The following is a 25,709-nucleotide window of genomic DNA, read 5'->3' as shown; positions in this document are numbered from 1 at the left end:
TGCCCGTCGAATGACGGGCATGCGGCGTCTATCGCCCGTTACACCCAGGGCTGCGCGAGCCCTTCGGTCTGCAGTGCACGCTGGATCGCCGGGCGCGCGAGGACCCGCTGCAGATAGCCGCCGAGGATCGGCCGTTGCCGCGCCGGCTCGGCAAAACCGCGGGTCCAGCGGCACAGCATCAGCGCATACGGATCGAGCACCGTGTAGTGCGCGCCGAGCAGCCAGGGGCCGCCGCCCGCATCGAGCTGGGCTTCGAGCTGATCCAGCAGCGTGCCGACTTTCGCCTCCGCATGCGCCTTCACCTGCGCGGCGCCCGCCGCATTGCCCGCATCGACCCAGCGCTCCGGATAGAAATACGCGATCAGCGTGGCCTGCAGCGTGTTCGTGAGCCACATCAGCCATTTGTAGAACTGCGCACGCTCCGGCGTGCCGAGTTCGGGGGCGAGCCGCAGCTCCGGGTGCGCATCGGCGAGATGCAGGCAAATGGCGGCGGTTTCGTACAGCACCAGGTCGCCGTCGACCAGCACCGGAATGAGTCCGTTCGGGTTGAGCGCGAGGTAGTCCGGCGACTTGTGCCGGTCGCACGCGCGGTCGACGTATTCAAGCTCGAACGGCTTGCCGATTTCTTCGAGCACGAAGTGCGGCGCCATGCTTGCGTTGCTCGGGTAGTAGAAGAGCTTCATCGTGGTTCCATCGCTCGCGTCACGCTGCCGCAAACTCGATCACCGGTTCGCAGCGGATCGGGAAATTGACCGAGTTCGCAACATAGCACTTCGCATGCGCCGCATGATGCAGACGCTCGGCCAGCTCGCGATCGTCGCCGGCCTGGATGGTCACGTGCGGGTGCAGCACGATTTCGGTGAAGCGTCCCGGCTCGGGATTGTCGACCATCGTCCCTTCCGCATCGTCGACATAGGCGAGCACACGGATGCCGGCATCGGCGCACAGATGCAGGTACCAGAGCTTGTGGCACGCCGAGGCCGACGCCAGCAGCAGGTCTTCGGGGTTCCAGCGCGACGCGTCGCCACGGAACGCCGCATCCGACGAACCGGGAATGTCCGGCTTGGAACCGGACCGGATCACGTGCTCGCGGCCGTACTCGCGATATCCCGACGTGCCGGTGCCGCGGTTGCCGATCCACTGCACTGCGACGCGATACTTGTGTTCACCAGATGCCATCTCGCTCTCCATTGATATCGGTTGCTTCTGCCGGGCCGGATGTCGTTGCAAGGCGCCCGCCCATGGTCGCCATTGTGGCACCGGATCTTCGTTTGGTATACCATTATTCCAAACTGAGGAGCACGCAGGCATGGAAGCCAAACTCGACTCCACGGCGGATGCGGTAGCCGCGTCGCTGCGGGACATGATCATCAACGGCGAACTGGAGGCCGGCGAGCGGCTCGTCGAGCGCGACCTGGCCGACCGGTTCGGGATCAGCCGGATTCCGATGCGCGAAGCCATCCAGCGCCTGGAGCGTGAAGGGCTGCTCGATATCTTCCGGAATCGCGGCGCCGTCGTGCGCATGCTGACCGCAGCGGACGTGCAGGAAATCTACGACCTGCGCGCGCTGCTCGAAGGCGACGCGATCTACCGGAGCGTGAAGCGGCTCGACGACGAGACGCTGGCGCGCGCCGAACTCGTCCATCGCCTGCTGGGCGACGCGACCGTGCCGCGCCGGCAGGGCGAGCTGAACCGCGAATTCCATGCGTTGCTGTATTCGTGCTGCGGCAACGCGCGGCAGTTGAAGGCGATCGGCGAGCTGCGCAGCCAGGTCGAACGCTACGAGCGCCTGCAGGCCACGCTGCTCGCGGATACCCCGTCGTTCCAGGTCGAACACGACGAGATCCTGCAGGCGTGCCGCGAACGCAATGCGCGCGCGGCACGCTCGATGACCGTCGCGCATCTCGAATCGGCCAGGGGCATCGTCATGCGGCTCGTCGAAGGCGGGTGACGCGGGTACGGCGCACGCACGTCGCCATACCGCGCACGGCTTCATGCCGGGTCGCGCCGATTGCGTCGGCAAACTCGACGTAGCCGGCACAGCCACGCATCAAGTCGACCGCGTCGCGCTCCCGCGTCGCACGCGACCGGTCGTGCCGCGCACCACCAGCCGCGGCAGCGACGCGATCCGCACGCGCGACACGTCGTCGCTGCGGCCGCCCGCCTCCCGCAACGCGTTGAGCAGTTCGACCGCGAGGCCCGCGGCCTCGGCGGTCGGAATCGCGACGGTCGTCAGCGTGGGGCGCGTGTCGCTTGCCAGATGGATGTCGGTAATGCCGACGATCGACAGGTCGTCGGGCACGCGCCGGCCGCGATCGGCCGCCGCGTGCAGCGCGCCGATCGCGGGCAGGTCGTTGGTGGCGACCAGCGCGGTCAGCCCCGGATGCGCATCGAGCAGCCGGCCCGCCGCACGCACGCCGCCTTCGATCGAATCGGGCTCGGCCGCGACGATCGACGCGTCGAGCCCCGCTTCGCGCATCACGTCGACGAAACCGTCATAACGCGCCGCCTGCACGCCGCTCGCCGAGCCACCGACGATCACGCCGATGCGCGTGTGGCCCAGTTCGAGCAGATGCCGCGTCGCGATCCGCCCTGCCTCGCGGAAATCGATGGCCACGCACGGCAATCCGTCGGGCAGCGCGTCGGGCCGCTCCCACAGGCACAGCACGACCGGCACGCCGCGCCGCGCGACGTCGAGCAGATCCGGCAGATGCAGGTTCGCATTGGTCACCAGAATGCCCTCGGAGATCGTGCCGGCGATCTGGTCGAGATACGCGCGCCCCTGCAACGGATCTTCGTTCGTATTGCAGACGATCAGGAACTGCCCGTTGCGGCGCACCGCGCGTTCGACCGCCAGCGCGAACTCCGGGTAGAACGGGTTCGCGATGCTCGATACCATCAGCGCGACCGTCGGCGCGCGCCCTTCCGCCAGCGCCCGCGCGGCAAGATGCGGCCGATACCCGAGCGCCTGCACGGCCTCCAGCACCCGCGCGCGCGTGGCTTCGCCGACCCGGCCGCGGTCGCGCAGCACGTTCGATACCGTCGCGGCCGTCACGCCCGCGCGGCGCGCAACTTCATCCAGTGTCGCCATGGTTTGCTCACTATATGAGACGTCGATCCAGTATTTGCTTCGCTCACCGAAGCGGCGCACTATCGCCGCACACCTTGCCGCCCGACCGACGGGCGCGACTTGGCCGCGATCGAATCGCCTCTTTTTTTGATCGCGATGATTAAGCGCTTAATCACACATGATGGCGCATTAAAACATGGAGCGGAGACAATGGCGAGCATCTCGATGCGACGCGTGCAGAAAGCCTATGGCGATCACGCGCCGGTCATTCGCGACGTCGATCTGGAGATCGGCGCGCACGAGTTCTGCGTGTTCCTCGGGCCGTCCGGATGCGGCAAGTCGACCCTGCTGCGCATGATCGCCGGGCTCGAGGACCTGAGCGCGGGCGAGCTGTCGATCGACGGCCGCCGCGTCGACGACGTGCCGGCCGCCGAGCGCGGCGTCGCGATGGTGTTCCAGAGCTACGCGCTGTTTCCGCACATGACGGTCTACGAGAACATGGCGTTCGGGCTGAAGCTCGCGCGCGTGCCGAAGGCCGAGATCGACCGGAAGGTGCGCGATGCCGCGCGCATCCTGCAACTCGACACGCTGCTCGAGCGCAAGCCGAAGGCGCTGTCGGGCGGCCAGCGGCAGCGCGTCGCGATCGGCCGCGCGATCGTGCGCGAGCCCGGCGTGTTCCTGTTCGACGAACCGCTGTCGAATCTCGACGCGGCGCTGCGCGGCCAGACCCGCATCGAGATCGCGCGGCTGCACCGGCAGTTCGAACGCGCGAGCGTCGTCTACGTGACGCACGACCAGACCGAAGCGATGACGCTCGCCGACAAGATCGTGCTGCTGCACGCCGGCGCAGATACCGCGCAGCACGGCAGCATCGCGCAGGTCGGCGCACCGCTCGACCTCTACCACCATCCGGCCAGCCGCTTCGTGGCCGGCTTCATCGGCTCGCCGCGCATGAACTTCCTGCCGGCCGTCGTCACCGCGGCCGATGCCCGTCGCACGACCGTCACCGTCGCCCCTTCCGGCGAAACCTTCACGCTGGCGCGCGACGGCTCCGCGCTCGCTGCCGGCGCGACCGTGACGCTCGGCATTCGCCCCGAACACCTGACGTTCGACACCGCGCATGAAGCGACGACGCTCGTGCGCGACGTCGCGCTCGTCGAACGCCTGGGCGAGCAGACCTACGTGCACCTCGACCAGCCCGGCGGCGCGCCGCTGATCGCGAAGGTGCCCGGCGATGCGCAAGTGCACAGCGGCGAACGCGTGCACGTGCATGCGCCGGCCGCGGCCTGCCATCTCTTCACCGAAGACGGCCGCGCGGTACCCGCGTGCGCCGACCTCCACGTCCATCACTACGCTTAAGGATCGCGTATGCGCCTCGGAGTCTGCTATTACCCGGAACACTGGCCGGAATCGATGTGGGCCGACGACGCCCGCCGGATGAAAGCGCTCGGCATCGAGCAGGTCCGGATCGCCGAATTCGCATGGAGCCGCATCGAGCCGTCGCCGGGCGAATACGACTGGGGCTGGCTCGACCGCGCGGTCGACGTGCTCGGCGCGGCCGGCCTCGAGATCGTGATGTGTACGCCGACCGCGACGCCGCCGAAATGGCTGATCGACCGCCATCCCGACATCCTCGCGATCGGCGCGGACGGCCGGCCGCGCGCGTTCGGTTCGCGCCGCCACTACGATTTCTCGTCGCCGACCTATCTCGAAGCATCGCGGCAGATCTGCACGGCGGTCGCCGAACGCTACGGCCGCCATCCGGCCGTGCGCTACTGGCAGACCGACAACGAGCTGGGTTGTCACCAGACCGTCGTCAGCTACTCGCCGGCCGCGCTCGTGCGCTTTCGTGCGTGGCTGAAGGCACGCTACGGCACGATCGACGCGCTGAACCGTGCATGGGGCACCGTGTTCTGGAGCATGGAGTATCGCCATTTCGACGAAGTCGACGCGCCCGTCGGCACCGTGACCGAAGCCCATCCGTCGCACCGGCTCGACTACCGGCGCTTCGCGTCCGACGAGGTCGCGCGTTATCACCGGATGCAGGTCGACGTGATCCGTGCGCACTCGCCGGGCCGGCCCGTCGCGCACAACTTCATGCAGCTGTTCACCGAGTTCGATCACTACGAGGTTGCGCGCGACCTCGACATCGCGACGTGGGACAGCTATCCGCTCGGCGCGCTCGAAGAGCAATGGTTCGCGCCCGACGTGAAGGCGCGCTGGCTGCGCACCGGCCATCCCGATTTCGCGTCGTTCAATCACGACGTGTATCGCGGCATGTCGAAGCTGCCGTTCTGGGTGATGGAGCAGCAGCCGGGGCCCGTGAACTGGGCGCAGTGGAACCCCGCGCCGCTGCCGGGCATGGTGCGCCTCTGGAGCTGGGAAGCGTTCGCGCACGGCGCCGGCTGCGTGTCGTACTTCCGCTGGCGGCAGGCACCGTTCGCGCAGGAGCAGATGCATGCGGGCCTGAACACGCCGGACAACCAGCTCGACGAAGGCGGCCGCGAAGCGCAGCGCGTCGCACGCGAGATCGCGGCCGTGCACGACGCCGGCGCGGATGCGGACGATCCGGTGCGCGCGCCCGTCGCGCTGATCTACGACTACGAGGCGAAGTGGCTGTTCGAAGTCCAGCCGCAAGGCGCCGATTTCCATTACCCGCGTTTCGCGTTCGAGTACTACTCGGCCCTGCGTTCGCTCGGCCTCGACGTCGACGTGGTCTCCGTGCATGCGCCGCTCGACGGTTATCGGCTCGTGGTCGTGCCGCCGCTGCCGATCGTGCCGGACGATTTCGCGGCACGGCTCGCCGCATCGGGTGCGCATGCCGTGTTCGGGCCGCGCACCGGCTCGAAGACCGTCGACCTGCAGATTCCACCGGCGCTGCCGCCCGGCCCGCTCGCATCGATCCTGCCGATCCGCGTGTGGCGCGTCGAATCGATGCGGCCGAATGTGACCGAACGGATCGACGGCACGCTGCGCGACGGCTCGCCGCTCGCAGGCGATGCGCGCCACTGGCGCGACTTCGTCGAGCTGCACGACGACACGCGCAGCGTCGTGCACGCGCGTTTCGCCGACGGTCATCCGGCCTGCGTGTCGCATGGCGCGCTGCACTACTGGGCCGCGCTGTTCGACGACGCGACCACCGCGCAACTGTTCGCCGAGGTCGCGACCGAAGCGGGCCTCGCGCCGACGCCGCTCGGCGACGGTGTGCGCGTGAGCCGGCGCGGCGGCCTGACCTACGTCTTCAACTATGGCGACACGCCGCACACGATCGACGCGGTACCGCCGTCGGCGTTCGTGCTCGGCGCCGCGCAGGTCGAGCCGCAGGACGTGGCCGTGTATCGAAGCCGTTCGTAGCAACCGCCACCGGCGCCCCGACGCGCCGGTCACGCACAACGACACTCAGGAATGGAGACACCATGACACTTCGCCCCCTTCGTGCCGCCACGCGGCTCGCTGCAGCCACCGCCGTCGCGCTCGCGTCACTCGGCATGACCGCGCCCGCCGACGCCGGCACGCTGACCATCAACATCGCGTTCAAGGGCGCCAGCCAGCGCGCGGTCTGGCAATCGACGCTCGACGCGTTCCACAAGGCGCACCCCGACATCGACGTGAAGGCCACCTTCGTCGACGAGGAAGCGTACAAGGTGCAGCTCCCCGCGTGGCTCACGACCATCGCGCCCGACGTCGTGAACTGGCACGCGGGCGAGCGGATGGCGTACTACGCGAAGCGCGGGCTGTTCGAGGACCTGAGCGGCGACTGGACGAAGAACGGCTGGGGCGCGATGTACGCGTCGACGCGCGACGCATCGTCGTACAACGGCAAGCAGTACGCGGCGCCGACCGTCTACTACTCGTGGGGGCTGTTCTACCGCAAGGACCTGTTCCGCAAGGTCGGCATCGCCGACGAGCCGAAGACGTGGGACCAGTTTCTCGATGCGTGCAAGAAGCTGAAGGCGGCCGGCATCACGCCGGTCGCGATCGGCGGCCGCGACGCGTGGACGCTCGCCGGCTGGTTCGACTATCTCGACCTGCGTCTGAACGGCAACGCGTTCCACCAGCAACTGATGGCCGGCGACGTGCCGTACACCGACCCGCGCGTGAAGAAGGTCTACACGACCTGGAAATCGCTGATCGATGCCGGTTACTTCATCGACAACGCGCTGTCCTACGATCTCGACGGCGCGCAGCCGTTCCTGTTCCAGGGCAAGGCCGCGATGATGCTGATGGGCACCTTCATCGCCGCCGGCTTCCCGGCGAACGTGAAGCAGGAAATGGGCTACTACCGTTTCCCGATCATCGACCCGAAGGTGCCGACCGCCGAGGACGGCCCGGTCGAATCGCTGCATATCCCGACGAAGGCGAAGAACAAGGCCGACGCGCACACGTTCCTCGCATTCGTGGAAACGCCCGAGATGGGCGCGAAGCTCGCGGAAGGCCTCGGTTCGCTGTCGGCCAACAGCAAGTCGCCCGAGCCGGCCGATCCGATCTCGCGCATCGGCTTCCGGATCCTCGCCGATACGAAGGGCGGCGTCGCGCAGTTCTACGACCGCGACATGACGAAGGAAATGGCCGACGAAGGGATGAAGGGCATGCAGCAGTTCCTGGCCGATCCCGCGCAGCTCGATACGGTGCTCGCGCAGCTCGAACAGACCCGCAAGCGGATCTACAAGAAGTAACCGCGTGACCCAAGCGGCGGCCCCGCGCCGCCGCGTCCGTTCAGGAGGCTTGCCGTGTCCAGTCCGATCACGTCCACCCCGCCCGCCGGCACCGCGCCGCCGCCGCGCGGAACATCCGCCGCCGCGTTGCCCGCGCGCCGGCCGTCGCCCGCCGTGCGGCGGCAACGGCGCGCCGCATGGCTCTTTCTCGCGCCCGCGTGCGCGATGGTTGCCGTTTATGTGATCTGGCCGATCCTGTCGACGCTGTGGCTGAGCCTGTACAACTGGGACGGGATGACCGAGCGCAGTTTCGTCGGGCTCGCGAACTACGTCGAACTGCTGCACGCGCCGACGTTCTACACGGCGCTGCGCAACAACGTGATCTGGCTCGCGCTCTTCATGCTCGCGCCGCCGCTCGGCCTCGCGCTCGCGCTGTACCTGAACCAGGCGGTCGCCGGCATCCGCCTCGTGAAATCGCTGTTCTTCGCGCCGTTCGTGCTGTCCGGCGTGGTCGTCGGCCTGATCTTCTCGTGGTTCTACGATCCGACCTTCGGGCTGCTCGCGCTGCTCGCCGGGCACGGCATCCCGGTGCTCGGCGACGCGCGTTATGCGACGCTCGGCGTGGTATTCGCGGCGCTGTGGCCGCAAACGGCGTACTGCATGATCCTGTACCTGACCGGCCTCACGTCGGTCAACCCGGAACAGATCGAAGCGGCGCGGATGGAAGGCGCGCGCGGTTTCGCGCTGCTGTGGCACGTCGTGCTGCCGCAACTGCGGCCGACCACCTTCATGGCGATCGTCGTCACCGTGATCGGCGCGCTGCGCAGCTTCGACCTGATCTCGGTGATGACGAGCGGCGGCCCGTTCGAGAGTTCGACCGTGCTCGCGTATTACATGTACGACCAGGCGATCAAGTACTACCGGCTCGGCTATTCCGCGTCGATCGCGGTCGTGCTGTTCGCGATCATGCTCGTCTACATCGTGTTCCAGTTGCGCCGCATGCTGCGCAACGAGCAATAACCTGACCGGTGGCCATCATGTTTCCGACTCCCGTTGCCCAATGGAAGCCCGTCTCGCGCCGGCTGTACAAGCTGTCGCTGCCTGTCGCGCTCGTGATCTGGCTGCTGCCGATGATCGCGGTGTTCGTCACGTCGGTGCGCTCGACCGAGGAACTGGTCGAAGGGCACTACTGGGGCTGGCCGCGACACTTCGCGATGGTCGAGAACTATCGCGACGCGCTGACGACGTCGCCGATGCTGCATTACTTCTGGAACAGCGTGCAGATCACCGTGCCGTCCGTGCTCGGCTCGATCGCGTTCGCGGCGATGGCCGGCTTCGCACTCGCGACCTACCGGTTTCGCGGCAATACCACGCTGTTCGCGACGTTCGTCGCCGGCAACTTCGTGCCGGTGCAGGTGTTGATGATCCCGGTGCGCGACCTGTCGCTCAGGCTCGGCGTGTTCAATACCGTCGAAGCGCTGATCCTGTTCCACGTCGCGTTCCAGACCGGCTTCTGCACGCTGTTCCTGCGCAACTTCATCAAGCAGTTGCCGTTCGAGCTGATCGAGGCCGCGCGCATCGAGGGCGCGGGCGAATGGACGGTGTTCTGGCGGATCGTGCTGCCGTTGATCCGGCCCGCGCTCGCGGCGCTCGCGATCCTCGTGTTCACGTTCGTGTGGAACGACTACTTCTGGGCGCTCTGCCTCACGCAAGGCGACGAAGCCGCGCCGATCACGGCGGGGGTCGCGGCGCTGAAGGGGCAATGGACGACGTCGTGGAATCTCGTATCAGCCGGCTCGATCCTCGCCGCGCTGCCGTCCGTCGCGATGTTCTTCGCGATGCAGAAACATTTCGTCGCGGGGCTCACGTTCGGCGCGACGAAAGGCTGAACGCGCGCTGCGTGCGTATACGCATCTCCCCCTCCGCTTCGTGAGGTTGCCCGCTTCGGCGGGCTTTTTTTCATGCGCGGTTTTGGGGGGGGGTGCCTAACGGCTCACCACGAACGATCCCGCCTCTGTGAATCTTCAAGCCAGCCCCACTCGTCACAGCAACGGTCGCCCGCTTCCGTAACCGGGTGGCGGCGTCGCCCCGGAAAGAATCGTCCGGGTCAGCCCGCGATATAGGCTTTTGTCGCTCCTTGATGCAAGCTACCCTCGACCATGATGCTGTGCCCGAAGAACATATCGCCATCCGCGAAGCAGAAGTCGAACGCTCCGTGCTCGTCAATGCCCAGTGACTGCAGGGAGAGTTTCCGTTTAAAGCCATCGACCGATACGGCATCCTCGTCTTCATCCAGCCATGTGGCGTTCTTCAGCTCCAGCAAATCGGCAACTGCCCGGTCATATATGCGCGAGCCCCAAGCCACAGCGTCAGCCCATAGGTCGTGCGCATGTTTCAGTACCGATGGCAGGGTATCCAACGTTGCCGCTTCCAGATACACCAGAACCTCGGTGCCATTCCAATGCGCGTTGGTTTCGAACCAATTGACCCGCTTGTTGAATCGACATGTACCGAACAGTTTGTCTTCGTACGTGACGGGCAATTGGAGCTGACTGCCGCGCTCCGCCAAATCCGGATCGTCTATGGCCAACGGCAAGGTTTCGAGCAGAGCTTCCGGCTCCGCCGGGTTGGCGTCCACCCGTAGACGGACATCCGCACGGAGCTGGCCGAGCGGCCTCATCACTTGCCGATAGCGTCCGACCTCGTCATCGGAGACCTGCCTCCTCAGTTGCAATCGAGAGTCTTGCCACGAGCCGCCAACGACACGCCACACCTCGAGCGTCGATTGGAGCGTCCATTGTTGCTCGTCCCCGATCTTCACCGCGGCCACACCGTTTGCATCAACGATCCCTTCGATAATCGCGATGGGCGCCGCCGCCAAGCGCGCAGCAATCTGTGCCCGGCGAGCCAGCAACGCTTCCCACTGGTCTTCCATATCTGTTCGCCTCGTGAGCTTCGATGAGTGATTATCGGCGACCCGGTCGTTTTGCCAAACGTCGCTTCGTGGCCCATCACTGCCGGAAGCGATTTTCCGTAGCGACGTCGGCCACGCGCCGCGCCGACCTCACTCGATCCTGCATTTCCATACTGGTCGTGAGGTTGCCCGCTTCGGCGGGCTTTTTTTCGTTCGGCGCGGATCTTCCTGTCCGCCCGCGGACGACACGCGCGGACTCAACCCGGTTCGTCGCCGGACGGCTCCCATGCGATCACCAGTTGCAGGAGCCCCGGAAATCGCGCATCGAGATCCTCGGTTCGCACGCGGCTGCGTCGCTCGAGCCCGTATTGACGCTGGCGAATCACGCCCGCTTCACGCAGCGCCTTGAAGTGATGGGTCAATGACGATTTCGCACGATTGAAACCGAACCAGCTGCACGGATGGTCGTATGCCTCGGATTCCAGCAACAACCGGCGGACGATCGTCAGGCGCAACGGGTCGGCCAGTGCACCGAAGATCGCGTCCAGGCGCAAATCGGATACGGCCGGTTCCGGCAGCGGATCGGGAAGGTTGGCCGGGACTGCGGCGGCCGGGTCGTGGTGGGGAGTGCGTTTCATGTTCACGACTATATCACTGTACGAGTTTTTTCGAACTAAGCTATAGTACGAAAAAACTCGTACAAGGAAGGTTGCCGTGTCCGACACAGCCGCAGTGCAATCCACCCGCGCGTCCGCGCGCATTTCCCCCGACATGTGGCGCGCCGCATGGACGGTCACGTCGGTGTTCATGCTGTCCAATTCCCCGACGCCGCTGTATGTGGTCTGGCAGCGCACGCTCGGTTTTTCATCCGGCACGCTGACGGTCATCTTTGCCCTTTACATCCTCGGACTCCTGGCCACGCTGTCGGTCGCCGGACAGTTATCGGATCGTTACGGCCGCAAGCCGGTTCTTCTGCCGGGGATCCTCGTGGCGCTGGTCGCGTGTGCGTTGTTCGCCAGCGCAACGTCCATTGCAACGCTTGCCGTGGCCCGGCTGCTGACGGGTATCTCGGTCGGCGTCATCGTGTCGGCGGGCATGGCGTCCGTGGCGGACCTCGGCGGCGGCGAGCGTCGACGTCAGGCCGCCCTGCTCGCATCGGTGGCAATGGTTCTCGGCGCGGGCCTCGGGCCGTTACTGGCCGGCGGCGCGGCGCAAACGGTCGCGCATCCGATCGCGCCGGTTTTCGGTATCGAATTTCTCGTGTTGCTGAGTGCGCTCATCATCGCGTGGCGCTTGCCGCTTGGCCGGCCGGCACGGGCAAGCGGCCAAGGCGCGCGTCTGCATTTGCCGTCGGTCCCGGCGATGAATCGACGCCACGTCGCGGCCGGTATCGGCGTGTTCGGGCCCGGCATTACCGCAACCTCGTTCGTGCTTGCGTTGGGGCCTTCGTTACTCGCCCGCCTGCTCGACGTTCGCAGCCCGTTGCTCGCCGGCGGCATGGCGTGCGCGATGTTTCTCGCTGCAACGGGCGTTCAGTTCGCCGTGCGGCAGTGGTCGGTACGCGCGTTGTTCGCGGCGGGCACGACCGCGACCGTACTGTCGATGGGTGCACTGTGTGTCGCGGTGCACATGCTGTCGGCACCCGTTCTGGTGGCCGCCGCGCTGTTCGCGGGGATCGCGCAGGGTCTCGGGCAATTGGGCGGCCTGACGCTCATCGGCCTGCATGTGCCGGACACGCGCAGGGCCGAAGCCATTGCCGTCATGAATATCGGCGGCTATCTGCCGGCGGGGCTGCTGCCCGTCATGACCGGCTACGCGATCGACTTCCTTGGCCTGGCGGCCGGTGCCACTGCCTTTGCCATCGCACTGGCGCTGATTGCGCTCGGCGCCGGCGGCATGGTGTTCCGATCGCTGAAACTCGGCGGCGACCGGCCGTAGGCACGCGTCGGCTACGCAGCGATCACGCGGTTTCGCCCCTGATGCTTGGCCTCATACAAGCGCTCGTCTGCCTTGCGCAGAATCGCGTCGATCGTCTCCCCGTCACGGCCAAACTCCGAGATGCCGACGCTCACCGTGAGCTCGATCGGTTTGCCATCGCCATTCTCGAACGGCGTGCCGGCAATCGCCGCGCGAATGCGCTCGCCGACCAGGCGGGCAGTATCCAGCGCGGCCTGCGGCAACAACACCATGAATTCCTCGCCGCCCACCCGCGCCACACCGTCGTACGGGCGGATCGCGTCGAGGCATTTCTTGACGAAGCGTTGCAGGACCTGGTCGCCCGTCTGATGCCCGTAGCTGTCGTTGATGACCTTGAAGTGGTCGAGGTCGAGTGCCAGCAGCGAAAACGGTGCGCCGTTGCGTTTCGCACGGGCAATTTCCGCCTCGACGCTTTCAATGAACCGCCGCCGGTTGGCCGCGCCGGTCAGCGGATCGGTTGCAGCCATGTATTCGAGTTTCTCGTTGGTTCGCTGCAGTTCCTGCAACGCACGTTCCGTGCGCGCCATCGCTTCGCGCAAGCGCGCAAACAGTTCCTCCTGGCTATAGATGGTCGAGAACGAGCGCGTCGTGTGAAATGCCTGCACGACACCGTAACTCAGCAGGAAAAACCCGCCGGCGAAGATCACATGCGCGAGCCACCACATGTGGTTCCACGGGCGGCCGAGGATGAACGCAAGCGACGACAGCGCGAACGACGACACCGAGATGCCGTAGATCAGCATGAGCGGGGTGCGGATGCGCCGCGCCACCAGCGCGATGACGTTGACGGTCGAAAACGCGAGTGCACCGCCTTCCATCGACAGCCGAACCCACGGACTGCCGGCAAATGGCGAGTACGCAACCCAGGCCACCAGCACATCGATCACCAGGAACACGACGATCCATGTCGCCCACGCCCGACGATTGACGCGGACCGCTTCGCTGTCCGCCGACCGACTGTACGAGATCTGTCCGACGAAGATCAAGATGGACATGACGAGGCGCGAGGCCGGCCCATACAACAGGAAGAGCCAGATATTGTGGTGCGCCATGCCCGTGAACGCGCCGTGCAATGCGTAGATCAGCGAAAAGCCCAGAAAGCCGAGCGTCAGCCAACGCAGCAGCGGCTCTCCCGACAGGCGATAACAACGCCAGCACACGTAGGTGACGAACACGCCTTCGAGCGTCGCGGCTGCGATCGCCAGTTCGTGGAACGCGTGATTCTCGAATTTCAGCGCGGGGTTCTGAAAGAAATAGAGGTACGCGATCAGAAAGGCCGGCACCAACGCGAAGCCGGCGAGCAGCAGCCTGGCGTAGGCCTTGGTGATGAACTGGATGGCGGCGGCCGGCTCGTTTGCGGATGCAGCGATGCTCATCGTCTCCCCTCCGGATTTCATCGGATGAATCCAGTATATGCATAGCGATTTGCATTTGATACTGGCCGGACACCATAGAGTCGCGAGCAGTAAATAGATCGTCGAATTGAATCGAAACCGGTTCTTACGAACGTAATCCGGGCGTTGCGGATGACGGGAATGGTCGGTGACGCCACGTCCGACACGGACCCGTCATGCACTGCGCGCACAACCGATCCACGCATCATGCGGAAGGCAGCGGACCGCGAGAGGAATGGATCCCGGTGTGACACGTCAATGTGACGCGCGCCGCCGTGCGACTCGCCGCGCGTGATGCGCGTCAAGTCATGCCGAACAACCTCACGTCCACCCTTCGAGCCGCAACGTCGAGCGCACGAGCCGCTGCTCCTCCTGCTCGATCTCGCGCAGATAGTCGACGCACTGGCGGATATGTTCGCTCGCGGCCTTGCGCGCCTGGTCGGGCAGCCGCCCCGTGACCGCGTTGTAGAGCCGCGCATGCTGGCGGTCGATCTGCTTCTTCAGCGGTTCGCGGTGATAGAGGTTGTTCACCGACGCGAACACCGAACTGAGCAGCAGGTCGGTCAGCGACTGCAGCGTGTTGACGAGCACGGGGTTGTGCGACGCCTCGCAGATCGCGAGATGGAACGCGTGGTCGAGCTTCGCACGCGCGGCGGGATCGAGATCCTGCGCGTCGGCCGCCGTCATTTCGTCGTAGCGGCGCTTGATCAGGATGAAGTCCGCCGGCGTGCCGCGCAGCGCGGCGAGTCGCGCGGCCTCGGCCTCGAGCATCCCGCGCACCTCGAACAGGTCGTACAGCGTGCGCGGCTGCGAGCCGAGCAGATGCATCATCGGCGTGATCTCGCGCTGTGGAGTCAGGCTCGCGACGAACGAACCCTTGCCGTGCGCCGTGTCGATGATCCCGCGCGCGTGCAGCAGCTTCATCCCTTCGCGCACGGCCGTGCGCGACACGCCGAGCTTCTCGGTCAGCCGCCGTTCCGACGGCAGCGCCTGCCCGGCTTTCAGCACGCCATCGACGATCAGCTTCTCGATCCGCTCGGCGACGACGTCGGCCACGCGTCGCGTCGGCCGCTCTCGATCCTGCATTTCCATACTGGTATGACCACTGGGGACGGATATCGGTGATTTTCGCACAAACCCTTGTCCACATTCGGTTTTGCGGTTCAATTCGCAGCCGCTTCAAGGTGCCTTCTCAAAAACTGGTATGACCACATGGAACACGTCTGGACAGGCGCGCCCGGCCCGCCAAGAATCGCGTCCATCCGGCGTGTCGCGCATCGCGCGGCCGCCCGCATGGTGGAGACAGACCGATGAGTTTCATCTACGACGAACGGATCGACGGCCCGCTGGCCACCGTCGACCGCAACACGCTCGTCGCCGCGCTGCACGCGGCGGCGCCCGGCCTCGACGTGCTGCACGAACGCGAGGCGCTCAGGCCGTTCGAATGCGACGGCCTCGCCGCGTACCGCACGGTGCCGCTCGCGGTCGTGCTGCCCGACACGGTCGAGCAGGTACGCGCGGTGCTGCGCGTCGCGGCCGCGCACCGCGTGCCGGTGGTCGCGCGCGGCGCGGGCACCGGGCTGTCGGGCGGCGCGATGCCGCTCGAAAAAGGCATCCTGCTCGTGATGGCGAAGTTCAACCGGATTCTCGACATCGATCCCGATGCCGGCATCGCGCGCGTGCAGCCCGGCGTGCGCAACCTCGCGATCTCGCAGGCGGCCGCACCGCACGGCCTCTACTACGCGCCCGATCCGTCGTCGCAGATCGCCTGCTCGATCGGCGGCAACGTCGCCGAAAACGCGGGCGGCGTGCATTGCCTGAAATACGGGCTCACGGTGCACAACATTCTGAAGGTCGAGATCCTGACGATCGACGGCGACACGCTCACGCTCGGCGCGGATGCGCTCGACGCACCCGGCTTCGATCTGCTCGCACTGTTCACCGGCTCCGAAGGGATGCTCGGCATCGTCACGGAAGTCACCGTGAAGCTGCTGCCGAAGCCGCCGAGCGTGAAGGTGCTGATGGCGAGCTTCGACGACGTCGCCGAGGCCGGCGCCGCGGTCGCGCGGATCATCGGCGCGGGCGTGATTCCGGGCGGCCTCGAAATGATGGACAACCTCGCGATCCGCGCGGCCGAGGATTTCATCCACGCGGGTTATCCGGTCGATGCACAGGCGATCCTGCTGTGCGAACTCGACGGCGCGGCGAGCGACGTCGACGAGGATGCCGACCGCGTCGCCGCGCTGCTGCGCGAAGCGGGCGCGACGGAGATCCGCGTCGCGCGCGACGAAGCCGAACGCCAGCGCTTCTGGGCCGGCCGCAAGAACGCGTTCCCCGCGGTCGGCCGCATGTCGCCCGACTACTACTGCATGGACGGCACGATCCCGCGCCGCGAGTTGCCGCGCGTGCTCGAAGGCATCGCCGCGCTGTCCGCCGAATACGGGCTGCCCGTCGCGAACGTGTTCCATGCGGGCGACGGCAACATGCACCCGCTGATCCTGTTTGATGCGAACCGGCCCGGCGAGCTCGATCGCGCCGAAGCGCTCGGCGGCCGGATCCTCGAGCTGTGCGTCGCGGTCGGCGGCAGCATCACCGGCGAGCACGGCGTCGGCCGCGAGAAGATCAACCAGATGTGCGTGCAGTTCAGCGCCGACGAAATCACGTTCTTCCACGCGGTGAAGGCCGCATTCGATCCGCAGGGCCTGCTCAATCCCGGCAAGAACATCCCGACGCTGCACCGCTGCGCCGAATTCGGCGCGATGCACGTCCATCACGGCAAGCTGCCGTTTCCCGAACTGGAGCGCTTCTGATGCGACGCGAAATCGAATCGATCGACGACAGCGCGGCGCTCGTCGCCCAGGTCGACGCCGCACTCCACGACCGCCAGCCGCTGCACATTCGCGGCGCCGGCACGAAGGCCTTCCTCGGCCGCCCCGTCGAAGGCCGCACGCTCGACGTGCGCACGCATCGCGGCATCGTCGCGTACGACCCGACCGAACTCGTCGTCACCGCGCGCGCGGGCACGCCGCTCGCCGCGCTCGAAGCGATGCTCGATGCGGCCGGCCAGATGCTGCCGTGCGAGCCGCCGTCGTTCGGCGGCGCGGCAACGGTCGGCGGGATGTTCGCGGCGGCGCTGTCGGGGCCGCGCCGCCCGTGGGCCGGCGCGGTGCGCGATTTCGTGCTCGGCTGCCGCGTGATCACCGGCCACGCGAAGCACCTGCGCTTCGGCGGCGAAGTGATGAAGAACGTCGCGGGCTACGACGTATCGCGGCTGCTCGCGGGCAGCTTCGGCTGCCTCGGCGTCGTGACCGAGGTGTCGCTGAAGGTGCTGCCGAAGCCGCGCGCGACCGGCGATCTCGCGTTGCCGCTGGCCGCGAGCGAAGCTGTGCGGCGCGTCGCCGCGTGGCGGCGTGCGGGGCTGCCGCTCGCGGGCGCATGCCACGCGGACGGCGTGCTGCGCGTGCGGATCGAAGGCGGCGAGGGCTCGGTGAAGGCCGCGCGCGCCACGATCGGCGGCGACCGGATGGACGACACCGGCGACGCGTTCTGGGCGCGGCTGCGCGATCACGCGCTGCCGTTCTTCGACGATCCGCGCCCGCTGTGGCGCGTGTCGGTGCCGGCCGCCGCGCCGCTCGATGCGTTGCCCGGCGCATTGCTCGCCGACTGGGGCGGCGCGCAGCGCTGGCTGAAGAGCGACGCCGCGCCGGCCAACGTGCAGCGGCTCGCCGCGCAATGGGGCGGCCACGCGACCTGCTTCACGCCGGGTACGACGCGCGAGCCGTTCCAGCCGCTGCCATCCGCATTGTTGCGCGTGCATCGACAGCTCAAGGCGCAGCTCGACCCGCACGCGATCTTCAACCCCGGCCGCCTGACCGCCGACTTCTGACCTTCGAAGCGACCCGCCGATGCAAACCAATCTCAGCGAAGCAAGCAAGGCCCTCGCCCGGGCCGACGAAGCGGAAGCGATCCTGCGCGCGTGCGTGCATTGCGGCTTCTGCAACGCGACCTGCCCGACCTACCAGGTGCTCGGCAACGAGCTCGACGGGCCGCGCGGCCGCATCTATCTGATCAAGCAACTGCTCGAAGGCGAGCCGTGCGGCGAGCGCACGCAGCAGCATCTCGACCGCTGCCTGACGTGCCGCAACTGCGAGACGACCTGCCCGTCCGGCGTGCGTTATCACACGCTGCTCGACATCGGCCGCGCGGAAGCCGAGAAGCGCGCGCAGCGGCCCGCGCGCGAGCGCCTGCTGCGCGCGGGGCTGCGCCATGTGGTGCCGCGCCCGGCGACGTTCGCCGCGTTGCTGAAGGCCGGCCGCGCACTGCGCCCGCTGCTGCCCGGCACGCTGCAGGACAAGATCCCGGCCGCCGCGCGCGTGGCCGCACCGCGTCCGCCGGTGCGCCACGCGCGGCGCGTGCTGATGCTCGAAGGCTGCGTGCAGCCGTCGCTGTCGCCGAACACCAATGCGGCCGCCGCGCGCGTGCTCGATCGGCTCGGCATCAGCGTGAGCGCGGCGCGCGAAGCCGGCTGCTGCGGCGCGACCGAATATCACCTGAACGCGCAGGACGCGGGCCTCGCCCGCGCACGCCGCAACATCGACGCGTGGTGGCCCGCGATCGAGGCCGGTGCCGAAGCGATCGTGCTGACGGCGAGCGGCTGCGGCGCGTTCGTCAAGGAATACGGCGACCTGCTGCGCTCCGACCCCGCCTATGCGGACAAGGCACGGCGCGTCAGCGCGCTCGCGCGCGATCTCGCCGAGGTGATCGCGGCCGAGCCGCTCGACGCGCTGGCCGATTCGACGCACCGCCGCGTCGCGGTCCACTGCCCGTGCACGCTGCAGCACGCACAGCGCCTCGGCGGTGCGGTCGAAAGCATCCTGACGCGGCTCGGCTTCGATCTGACGAATGTCGCCGACGGCCATCTGTGCTGCGGCTCGGCCGGCACGTATTCGCTGACGCAGCCCGAACTCGCGACGAAACTGCGCGACAACCGGCTCGATGCGCTCGAAGCCGCGCGGCCGGACCTGATTGTCACGGCCAACGTCGGCTGCCAGACTCACCTGAACGGCGCGGGCCGCACGCCGGTGCGCCACTGGATCGAACTCGTCGACAACCGACTCGTCAACTGACCTGATTTCGGAGGAACGCCATGCAAACGAAACCCGAACTCGAACTCGCCGATGCCGACCGCATGCTCGCCGCCGCCCGCGCGGAAGCGGAGCGCCACGGCTGGGCCGTGTCGATCGCCGTCGTCGACGACGGCGGCCACCTGCTCGCGTTCGCGCGCCTGAACGGTGCATCGCCGGCCAGTTCTTACATCGCGCAGGACAAGGCACGCGCGGCGGCGCTCGGCCGTCGCGAGACGAAGGCGTATGAGGATATGATCAACGGTGGCCGCACCGCGTTTCTCAGCGTGCCGCTGACGGGGTTGCTCGAAGGCGGCGTGCCGGTCACGGTCGGCGGCCGGATTGCGGGTGCGATCGGCGTGTCTGGCGTAAAGTCCGAACAGGACGCGCAGATCGCCCGCGCCGGCACACAAAGCGTCGCGACATAGGAGGGCCTGTTCACGCTAATAACGGGCTTGCGCTGGCCACCAGAAGGGCCGAGCGCAAGGATTGCGACGAAGCGAATACTCGACGTATTCGCAAGGAGCATGACGCAGCGATCGGCCCTTCTGGTGGCCAGCCCCACAAATGATTTTTTCCAATCAGGGGAACGAGCCTTGCCGGCCGCATTGCGGCGTCGCGCGTCGCTTGTTTGGCTCGGCCAAACGGCGCTCCTTGCTTCTTGCACTGCGACCGGCAAGGCTCGTTCGCAAGCCCGTTATTAGCGTGAACAGGCCCTCTAGCCGCGCGCGATTTTTTCCCCGGGAGGATTAACGATGATCGACCAAGCAGGACTGCAAGTCGCGCCAGCGCTGAGCCAGTTCATTGAAAACGAAGCGCTGCCGGGCACCGGCATCGACAAGGCCGCGTTCTGGAGCGGTTTCTCGGCCCTGGTGCACGACCTGGCGTCGCGCAACCGCGAACTGCTCGCGGAACGCGACCGCCTGCAGCAGGAACTCGACACCTGGCACCGCGCGCACCCCGGCCCCGTGCGCGACCACGCCGCGTATCGCGCGTTCCTCGAACAGATCGGCTACCTCGTGCCGGTCCCGTCGAACGTCGCGGCAGCCACCGCGAACGTCGACAGCGAGATCGCCACGCAGGCCGGCCCGCAGCTCGTCGTGCCGCTGTCGAACGCGCGTTATGCGCTGAACGCCGCGAACGCCCGCTGGGGCAGCCTGTACGACGCGCTGTACGGCACCGACGCGCTGCCCGAAGACGGCGGCGCCGAACGCACCGCCACCTACAACCCGACGCGCGGCCAGCGCGTGATCGACTACGCGCGCAACGTGCTCGACAACGCGGCGCCGCTCGCGAGCGGCTCGCACAGCGACGCGCTGCGCTACCGCGTGCAGGACGGCCAGCTCGCCGTCGAAACCGCCCAGGGCAGCGTGCCGCTCGCGCAGCCGGCGCAGTTCGTCGGCTACCAGGGCGCGGCCGATGCACCGTCGGCGATCCTGCTGAAGCACAACGGGCTGCACCTCGAGATCCAGATCGACGCATCGACGCCGATCGGCCGCGCCGATCTCGCGAACGTGAAGGACGTCGTGCTCGAGGCCGCGGTCAGCACCATCATCGACTGCGAGGATTCGGTCGCGGCGGTCGACGCCGACGACAAGGTCCAGCTCTACCGCAACTGGCTCGGCCTGATGCAGGGCACGCTGGTCGAGGAGGTCGCGAAGGGCGGCAAAAGCTTCACGCGCCGCCTGAACGCCGACCGCGACTACACGACGCCCGACGGCGGCACGCTGTCGCTGCATGGCCGCTCGCTGCTGTTCGTGCGCAACGTCGGCCACCTGATGACCAACGGCGCGGTGCTCGATCGCGACGGCAACGAGATTCCGGAAGGGATCCTCGACGGCGTCGTCACGACGCTGTGCGCGCTGCACGACCTGAAGGCGAAGCGCAACTCGCGCACGGGCTCGATCTACATCGTGAAGCCGAAGATGCACGGCCCGGTCGAAGTCGCGTTCGCCGATACGCTGTTCGCGCGCATCGAGGATCTGTACGGCCTGCCGCGCAACACGCTGAAGATGGGCATCATGGACGAGGAACGCCGCACCAGCGTGAACCTCGCCGCGTGCATCGCGGCCGCCGCCGCGCGTGTCGCGTTCATCAACACCGGCTTCCTCGACCGCACCGGCGACGAGATGCACACCGCGATGGAAGCGGGCCCGATGATCCGCAAGGGCGACATGAAGTCGTCGGCATGGATCACGTCGTACGAACGCAACAACGTGCTCGCGGGCCTGTCCGCCGGCCTGCGCGGCCGCGCGCAGATCGGCAAGGGCATGTGGGCGATGCCGGACCTGATGCACGCGATGCTCGAGCAGAAGATCGCGCATCCGCGCGCCGGCGCGAACACCGCGTGGGTGCCGTCGCCGACCGCCGCGACGCTGCACGCGCTGCACTACCATCTCGTCGACGTGCAGGCCGTCCAGCAGACACTCGAAAAGACGCCGTACGCGAGCGAGCGCGACGCGCTGCTCGAAGGCCTGCTGACCGTGCCGGTCGTCGAGCGCGCCGAGTGGAGCGAGGAGGAGATCCTGCGCGAGGTCGAGAACAACGCGCAGGGCATCCTCGGCTACGTCGTGCGCTGGGTCGAACAGGGCGTCGGCTGCTCGAAGGTGCCGGACATCCATGACGTCGGCCTGATGGAAGACCGCGCGACGCTGCGCATTTCGAGCCAGCACATCGCGAACTGGCTGCGCCACGGCGTGATCACCGAGGCGTTCGTGCTCGACGTGTTCAAGCGGATGGCGCGCGTCGTCGACCAGCAGAACGCGGGCGACCCGAACTATCGTCCGATGGCGCCCGGCTACGACCAGTCCACCGCGTTCAAGGCCGCGTGCGCGCTCGCGCTGCAGGGCACGTCGCAGCCGAGCGGTTATACCGAGCCGCTGCTGCACCGGTTCCGGCTCGCGTACAAGGCGCAACAGCACGGCGGTTAAGCATGCGCATGCGGGGCTCGCCCCGCATGCCGGCTTGACGAACGGGCGGCCTTCACGGCCGCCCGTTTTCATACTTGCATTCGTGCGACCTTTGAAACGAATAATCGGCGCATATTGCCCGCTTTCGCTTTTCGAGTGCGTCCCCCCGTTAAACCGACGAAATCGGCGGCCGTGCACCACACGGCGTCTTCCGCCATGCCGCAAAGCCTTGCGCTGCAACGCTTTGCCCGATATCCGCAAGCTCGGTATTTCACTGTAATTTGATCCGGATCAACGGGTCGCAACATTTTCCGCGCATCCCGACGTGCGCGTTATACTCCGTTGAATCCGCACTGCCCGATTCGTCGGATCATCGAATCGCAGCAGATGTCGCCAATGAATGCATGATTTACCGGTATATCTAGCCGCGAATACCGATAATCGGCGTCCATTTTCTCCGCCAACCGGCCGGGAGGCGTCGGAATGGCCGCGTAACGGATCGCCGCCGACACGTCATACGAACAATCGCATCGCCCCGCGTCCCGGCGGCGATGCCCATCGATCCACGGACCATGGCAGAAACCGACTACGCAATGCCCAGCGAATCCGGCCTGACGAGCCGTGTCGCCGCTCATCTGCGCAGGTTCCTGCTGCCGCACCTGATCTTCTATTCCGGCCTGCTGATCGCGCTGGTCCTGCTGCTCCTGTGCGCGATCGTGCTGTACGAGGGCCGCATGGACGCGCGCGACCGCGCACGCATCACGCAGCAGAACCTCGCGCTGATGGCGTCGTGGGACATCGAGCGCAACATCGAGATCTATTCGCTGTCGCTGCAGGCCGTCGTCGAAGGCGAGAACGACCCCGAGGTCGTCAGGCTGCCGATGCCGCTGCGCCGCCAGGTGCTGTTCGACCGCGCGACGACCGCCAAGTACCTCGGCGGCATCTACGTGCTCGACGCCAAGGGCGACATCGCGGTCGACGGCAAGAGCGACGTGCCGCGCAAGGCCAACTTCGGCAACGAGCCGTACTTCACCGTGCACCGCGACCACCCCGACGTCGGCCTGTACGTCAGCGACCCGTACCATTCGCGCCTGCGCGGCGGCTCGCCGAGCATCGCGCTCAGCCGGCGGATCTCGAAGCCCGACGGGTCGTTCGGCGGCGTCGCCGTGATGTCGATCCGGCTCGAATATTTCCAGAACCTGTTCTCGCGCCTGTCGCTCGGCGACCGCGGCTCGATCGCGCTGATCAACACGGACGGCCGGATGCTCGCGCGCGAACCGTACGACCCGGGGATCGTCGGCCGCGACATCCGCCGCGCCAGCACGTTCCGGCAATTCATGACCGCCAGCGAAGGCAGCTTCGCCGACACCGCGTCGATCGACGGCGTGCGGCGCCTGTACGTATTCCGGCACCTCGACCACCTGCCGCTCATCATCATGGTCGCGCAGTCGGAAGCGAACATCTATGCCGCGTGGTACGACCGTGCGATTCCGATCGGCTCCGCGATGGCCGCGCTCGCGATCGGCTTCGTCGGCCTGTCGCTGCTGCTCGACGTGCAGCTGCGCAAGCGCCACCGCGCGGAAACCGAGCTGCAGGCGCTCGCGCGCACCGACGGCCTCACGGGCCTCGACAACCGCCGGATGCTCGACGTCACGCTCGCGCGCGAATGGCGCCGCGCCGCGCGCTCGCAGCTCGCGCTGTCGCTGCTGTTCATCGACGTCGATTACTTCAAGCGCTACAACGACACGCAGGGCCACCAGGCCGGCGACGACGCGCTCGCCGCGGTCGGCCATTGCATCGCCGGCTGCCTGCGCCGCCCGGCCGACTATGCGGCGCGCTACGGCGGCGAGGAGTTCGTCGTGGTGCTGCCCGACGTCGACACGGACGGCGCGGTGACGATCGCCGAGACGATCCGCACGGGCATCCTCGACCTCGGCATCCGGCACGACGCCGGCGCGACCGGCCGCCTGACGGTGAGCATCGGCGTGACGACGAGTTATCCCGAACACGACGACAACATTCAGGGCGCGCTGAAACTTGCCGACGATGCGCTGTATCGCGCGAAGGAAGCCGGGCGCAACCGCATCGTCGTGCAGACGGCCGTGTCCGACGATCTCGCGTCGCGGCGGGCCTGAGCGAAGGCGGGGCGACCGCCGGGCCGCCGCCGTCCGCGTGCAAAATCGCCGACAATGTCGGCTCGACACGCCACCGCGCCGCCGCGCGGCTGACGCGCGCGGCCGGCCGCACCGGCTCGCGGCCGCTTCGCACCACCATGAGACTCAAGGCAAAGATCTTCCTTCTGGCCATCGTGCCGTTCCTGCTCGCGATCGCCGGCATCGGCTTCGGCGTGCGCCAGCAGGCGACGTCGCTCGCGCGCACGCAGCACGCGACGATCCAGGCCGCATACCTGTCGAGCAAGGAAGTCGAGCTGAAGCATTACGTCGAGCTCGCGACGAGCGCGATCATGCCGCTCTACGACGCGAGCGGCCGCAATGCCCGCGACGACGCGCTGCTGCGCACGCAGGCGCTCGCGATGCTGCAGAAAATGGATTTCGGCCCCGACGGCTATTTCTTCGTGTACGACCTGCACGGCAATTCGCTGATGCATCCGCGCGAACCCGAGCGCGTCGGCCACAACTTCTGGTCGATGCGCGACCCGCAGGGCGCGCTGACGATCCAGAAGCTGATCGGCGCGGCGTCGCACGGCGGCGGCTACGTGCGCTATGCATGGCAGCGGCCGTCGACGGGCCGCGTCGCGCCGAAGCTCGGCTACGTCGTCGCGCTGGAGCGCTGGGGCTGGATGGTCGGCACCGGCATCTATCTCGACGACGTCGACACCGCGCTGCAGCGCATCGACGCGCGCGCGTCCGCGAACATCGAGCGCACGATGAGCTGGCTCACCGCGATCGCGCTCACGGGGGCGGCGGCGATCGCCGTGTGCGCGCTGGTGCTGAACGTCAGCGAGTCGCGCAGCGCCGACGCGAAGCTCAAGCTGCTCGCCCAGCGCGTCGTCGAATCGCAGGAGCAGGAACGCGCGCGGCTGTCGCGCGAACTGCATGACGGGATCAGCCAGATGATGGTGTCCGCGAAGCTGATGCTCGAATCCGCGCTCGCGCGCTTCGAACGCGGCGCGGCGCGCATGCCCGAGGCCGAGCAGGCGCTCGTGACCGGCGTCGGTCGGCTCGGCGACACGCTGCGCGAAGTGCGGCGCATCTCGCATGCGCTGCGCCCCGCGATGCTCGACGATCTCGGCCTCGCGGCCGCGCTCGAACAGCTCGTGCGCGAACTCGGCGCCGAAAGCGGCATCGACATCGGCTATACGCAGGTCGCGCACAGCGGCACGCGGCCGCTGCCCGCCGCCGTCAACACCGCGCTGTTCCGGATCGCGCAGGAAGCGCTCAGCAACATCGTGCATCATGCGCAGGCGTCGCGCGCGGCCGTCACGCTCGACGTCGGCGCGCACGCCGTCACGCTGACCATCGCCGACAACGGCTGCGGCTTCGACGCCGAACGCTCGCAGGCCGACGCGCGCCGCGGCATCGGCCTGCGCAACATGCGCGAGCGCCTCGACGCGCTCGGCGGCATGCTGACGATCGCGTCGCAGGTCGGCCACACGATCGTGGCCGCGCGCGTGCCGCTGCACGGCGCCGCCTGACGACGCGCCCCA

At 67.4% G+C, this 25,709-nt stretch carries 21 protein-coding genes; 14 read left to right on the top strand and 7 right to left on the bottom strand.

Annotated features, from left to right (window positions below):
* Nucleotides 1-38: 38 nt before the first annotated feature.
* Nucleotides 39-683, bottom strand: a complete 645-nt coding sequence (locus ACN22W_RS30510) for a glutathione S-transferase family protein (RefSeq protein ID WP_419688287.1) — start codon at nucleotides 681-683, stop codon at nucleotides 39-41.
* Between the two features lie 19 nt (nucleotides 684-702).
* Entirely contained in the window at nucleotides 703-1,179 is a 477-nt protein-coding gene (locus tag ACN22W_RS30505; RefSeq protein WP_129516080.1) for an OsmC family protein, read from the bottom strand.
* Nucleotides 1,180-1,309: 130 nt separating this feature from the next.
* Between ACN22W_RS30505 and ACN22W_RS30500 the strand changes: the two genes are divergently transcribed.
* The gene (locus tag ACN22W_RS30500; RefSeq protein ID WP_419688286.1) at nucleotides 1,310-1,951 is read left to right on the top strand and encodes a GntR family transcriptional regulator; all 642 of its coding nucleotides are present in this window, start codon (nucleotides 1,310-1,312) and stop codon (nucleotides 1,949-1,951) included.
* A gap of 99 nt (nucleotides 1,952-2,050) precedes the next feature.
* On the opposite strand, the gene ACN22W_RS30495 is transcribed toward ACN22W_RS30500, so the two are convergent.
* Nucleotides 2,051-3,091, bottom strand: coding sequence for a LacI family DNA-binding transcriptional regulator (locus ACN22W_RS30495; protein ID WP_419688285.1), 1,041 nt, complete (start codon nucleotides 3,089-3,091; stop codon nucleotides 2,051-2,053).
* A gap of 189 nt (nucleotides 3,092-3,280) precedes the next feature.
* Here ACN22W_RS30495 and ACN22W_RS30490 point away from each other — a divergent pair, with 189 nt between their 5' ends.
* The 5 genes from ACN22W_RS30490 (at nucleotide 3,281) to ACN22W_RS30470 (ending at nucleotide 9,614) form a co-directional block, all read left to right on the top strand.
* Nucleotides 3,281-4,429 (top strand): ABC transporter ATP-binding protein, encoded by a 1,149-nt coding sequence (locus ACN22W_RS30490; RefSeq protein ID WP_048246186.1) that lies wholly within the window; start codon nucleotides 3,281-3,283, stop codon nucleotides 4,427-4,429.
* Between the two features lie 9 nt (nucleotides 4,430-4,438).
* Nucleotides 4,439-6,424, top strand: coding sequence for a beta-galactosidase (locus ACN22W_RS30485; protein ID WP_419688284.1), 1,986 nt, complete (start codon nucleotides 4,439-4,441; stop codon nucleotides 6,422-6,424).
* 62 nt (nucleotides 6,425-6,486) lie between these two features.
* Nucleotides 6,487-7,746: an ABC transporter substrate-binding protein gene (locus ACN22W_RS30480; RefSeq protein ID WP_048246188.1), complete on the top strand. Its 1,260-nt coding sequence runs from the start codon at nucleotides 6,487-6,489 to the stop codon at nucleotides 7,744-7,746.
* A 54-nt stretch (nucleotides 7,747-7,800) separates the two neighbouring features.
* Complete coding sequence (locus ACN22W_RS30475) at nucleotides 7,801-8,745, top strand: carbohydrate ABC transporter permease (RefSeq protein WP_419688283.1); 945 nt, start codon at nucleotides 7,801-7,803, stop codon at nucleotides 8,743-8,745.
* Between the two features lie 17 nt (nucleotides 8,746-8,762).
* On the top strand, nucleotides 8,763-9,614 hold the full coding sequence (locus tag ACN22W_RS30470) for a carbohydrate ABC transporter permease (RefSeq protein WP_193099535.1): 852 nt from the start codon (nucleotides 8,763-8,765) through the stop codon (nucleotides 9,612-9,614).
* 218 nt (nucleotides 9,615-9,832) lie between these two features.
* Here the strand turns inward: ACN22W_RS30470 and ACN22W_RS30465 are convergent, their stop codons facing one another.
* Both ACN22W_RS30465 and ACN22W_RS30460 read right to left on the bottom strand, forming a co-directional pair.
* A complete protein-coding gene (locus ACN22W_RS30465) occupies nucleotides 9,833-10,660 on the bottom strand; it encodes a DUF2262 domain-containing protein (RefSeq protein WP_419688282.1) in 828 nt (275 codons plus the stop codon).
* Nucleotides 10,661-10,896: 236 nt separating this feature from the next.
* Entirely contained in the window at nucleotides 10,897-11,448 is a 552-nt protein-coding gene (locus ACN22W_RS30460) for an ArsR/SmtB family transcription factor (RefSeq protein ID WP_419688281.1), read from the bottom strand.
* Between ACN22W_RS30460 and ACN22W_RS30455 the strand changes: the two genes are divergently transcribed.
* Nucleotides 11,447-12,577, top strand: a complete 1,131-nt coding sequence (locus tag ACN22W_RS30455; protein WP_264299674.1) for an MFS transporter — start codon at nucleotides 11,447-11,449, stop codon at nucleotides 12,575-12,577. The two genes, ACN22W_RS30460 and ACN22W_RS30455, sit on opposite strands and share 2 nt — an antisense overlap.
* An 11-nt stretch (nucleotides 12,578-12,588) precedes the next feature.
* Here the strand turns inward: ACN22W_RS30455 and ACN22W_RS30450 are convergent, their stop codons facing one another.
* Nucleotides 12,589-13,992, bottom strand: coding sequence for a GGDEF domain-containing protein (locus ACN22W_RS30450; RefSeq protein WP_419688280.1), 1,404 nt, complete (start codon nucleotides 13,990-13,992; stop codon nucleotides 12,589-12,591).
* A gap of 339 nt (nucleotides 13,993-14,331) precedes the next feature.
* The gene (glcC, locus tag ACN22W_RS30445; protein WP_193099530.1) at nucleotides 14,332-15,102 is read right to left on the bottom strand and encodes a transcriptional regulator GlcC; all 771 of its coding nucleotides are present in this window, start codon (nucleotides 15,100-15,102) and stop codon (nucleotides 14,332-14,334) included.
* A gap of 218 nt (nucleotides 15,103-15,320) precedes the next feature.
* Here glcC and glcD point away from each other — a divergent pair, with 218 nt between their 5' ends.
* The 7 genes from glcD (at nucleotide 15,321) to ACN22W_RS30410 (ending at nucleotide 25,697) form a co-directional block, all read left to right on the top strand.
* On the top strand, nucleotides 15,321-16,820 hold the full coding sequence (gene glcD / locus ACN22W_RS30440) for a glycolate oxidase subunit GlcD (protein WP_419688279.1): 1,500 nt from the start codon (nucleotides 15,321-15,323) through the stop codon (nucleotides 16,818-16,820).
* Nucleotides 16,820-17,896: a glycolate oxidase subunit GlcE gene (gene glcE, locus ACN22W_RS30435; protein WP_419688278.1), complete on the top strand. Its 1,077-nt coding sequence runs from the start codon at nucleotides 16,820-16,822 to the stop codon at nucleotides 17,894-17,896. The genes glcD and glcE overlap by 1 nt, the downstream gene beginning before the upstream one ends.
* A gap of 19 nt (nucleotides 17,897-17,915) precedes the next feature.
* Nucleotides 17,916-19,136 (top strand): glycolate oxidase subunit GlcF, encoded by a 1,221-nt coding sequence (glcF, locus tag ACN22W_RS30430; protein ID WP_419688277.1) that lies wholly within the window; start codon nucleotides 17,916-17,918, stop codon nucleotides 19,134-19,136.
* Between the two features lie 20 nt (nucleotides 19,137-19,156).
* The gene (locus ACN22W_RS30425; protein WP_048246199.1) at nucleotides 19,157-19,561 is read left to right on the top strand and encodes a GlcG/HbpS family heme-binding protein; all 405 of its coding nucleotides are present in this window, start codon (nucleotides 19,157-19,159) and stop codon (nucleotides 19,559-19,561) included.
* 327 nt (nucleotides 19,562-19,888) lie between these two features.
* Nucleotides 19,889-22,063 carry a malate synthase G gene (locus tag ACN22W_RS30420; protein WP_419688276.1) on the top strand — a complete coding sequence of 725 codons (2,175 nt, stop codon included), beginning with the start codon at nucleotides 19,889-19,891 and terminating at the stop codon, nucleotides 22,061-22,063.
* Nucleotides 22,064-22,614: 551 nt separating this feature from the next.
* Nucleotides 22,615-24,177: a sensor domain-containing diguanylate cyclase gene (locus ACN22W_RS30415; RefSeq protein WP_412023524.1), complete on the top strand. Its 1,563-nt coding sequence runs from the start codon at nucleotides 22,615-22,617 to the stop codon at nucleotides 24,175-24,177.
* Nucleotides 24,178-24,314: 137 nt separating this feature from the next.
* The gene (locus ACN22W_RS30410; protein WP_129516093.1) at nucleotides 24,315-25,697 is read left to right on the top strand and encodes a cache domain-containing protein; all 1,383 of its coding nucleotides are present in this window, start codon (nucleotides 24,315-24,317) and stop codon (nucleotides 25,695-25,697) included.
* Nucleotides 25,698-25,709 lie beyond the last annotated feature (12 nt).

Origin of the sequence: Burkholderia theae (assembly GCF_048565265.1) — a bacterium.
Taxonomy (GTDB): domain Bacteria; phylum Pseudomonadota; class Gammaproteobacteria; order Burkholderiales; family Burkholderiaceae; genus Burkholderia; species Burkholderia theae.
Note: the sequence above shows the minus strand (reverse complement) of the source record. Positions and strands in the feature narration are given on the sequence as shown.

Coding starts and splice junctions, on each gene's coding strand:
- ACN22W_RS30510 (WP_419688287.1), bottom strand. CDS start 683: ATGAAGCTCTTCTACTACCCGAGCAACGCAAGCATGGCGCCGCACTTC.
- ACN22W_RS30505 (WP_129516080.1), bottom strand. CDS start 1,179: ATGGCATCTGGTGAACACAAGTATCGCGTCGCAGTGCAGTGGATCGGC.
- ACN22W_RS30500 (WP_419688286.1), top strand. CDS start 1,310: ATGGAAGCCAAACTCGACTCCACGGCGGATGCGGTAGCCGCGTCGCTG.
- ACN22W_RS30495 (WP_419688285.1), bottom strand. CDS start 3,091: ATGGCGACACTGGATGAAGTTGCGCGCCGCGCGGGCGTGACGGCCGCG.
- ACN22W_RS30490 (WP_048246186.1), top strand. CDS start 3,281: ATGGCGAGCATCTCGATGCGACGCGTGCAGAAAGCCTATGGCGATCAC.
- ACN22W_RS30485 (WP_419688284.1), top strand. CDS start 4,439: ATGCGCCTCGGAGTCTGCTATTACCCGGAACACTGGCCGGAATCGATG.
- ACN22W_RS30480 (WP_048246188.1), top strand. CDS start 6,487: ATGACACTTCGCCCCCTTCGTGCCGCCACGCGGCTCGCTGCAGCCACC.
- ACN22W_RS30470 (WP_193099535.1), top strand. CDS start 8,763: ATGTTTCCGACTCCCGTTGCCCAATGGAAGCCCGTCTCGCGCCGGCTG.
- ACN22W_RS30465 (WP_419688282.1), bottom strand. CDS start 10,660: ATGGAAGACCAGTGGGAAGCGTTGCTGGCTCGCCGGGCACAGATTGCT.
- ACN22W_RS30455 (WP_264299674.1), top strand. CDS start 11,447: ATGCTGTCCAATTCCCCGACGCCGCTGTATGTGGTCTGGCAGCGCACG.
- ACN22W_RS30460 (WP_419688281.1), bottom strand. CDS start 11,448: ATGAACACCGACGTGACCGTCCATGCGGCGCGCCACATGTCGGGGGAA.
- ACN22W_RS30450 (WP_419688280.1), bottom strand. CDS start 13,992: ATGAGCATCGCTGCATCCGCAAACGAGCCGGCCGCCGCCATCCAGTTC.
- glcC (WP_193099530.1), bottom strand. CDS start 15,102: ATGGAAATGCAGGATCGAGAGCGGCCGACGCGACGCGTGGCCGACGTC.
- glcD (WP_419688279.1), top strand. CDS start 15,321: ATGAGTTTCATCTACGACGAACGGATCGACGGCCCGCTGGCCACCGTC.
- glcE (WP_419688278.1), top strand. CDS start 16,820: ATGCGACGCGAAATCGAATCGATCGACGACAGCGCGGCGCTCGTCGCC.
- glcF (WP_419688277.1), top strand. CDS start 17,916: ATGCAAACCAATCTCAGCGAAGCAAGCAAGGCCCTCGCCCGGGCCGAC.
- ACN22W_RS30425 (WP_048246199.1), top strand. CDS start 19,157: ATGCAAACGAAACCCGAACTCGAACTCGCCGATGCCGACCGCATGCTC.
- ACN22W_RS30420 (WP_419688276.1), top strand. CDS start 19,889: ATGATCGACCAAGCAGGACTGCAAGTCGCGCCAGCGCTGAGCCAGTTC.
- ACN22W_RS30415 (WP_412023524.1), top strand. CDS start 22,615: ATGGCAGAAACCGACTACGCAATGCCCAGCGAATCCGGCCTGACGAGC.
- ACN22W_RS30410 (WP_129516093.1), top strand. CDS start 24,315: ATGAGACTCAAGGCAAAGATCTTCCTTCTGGCCATCGTGCCGTTCCTG.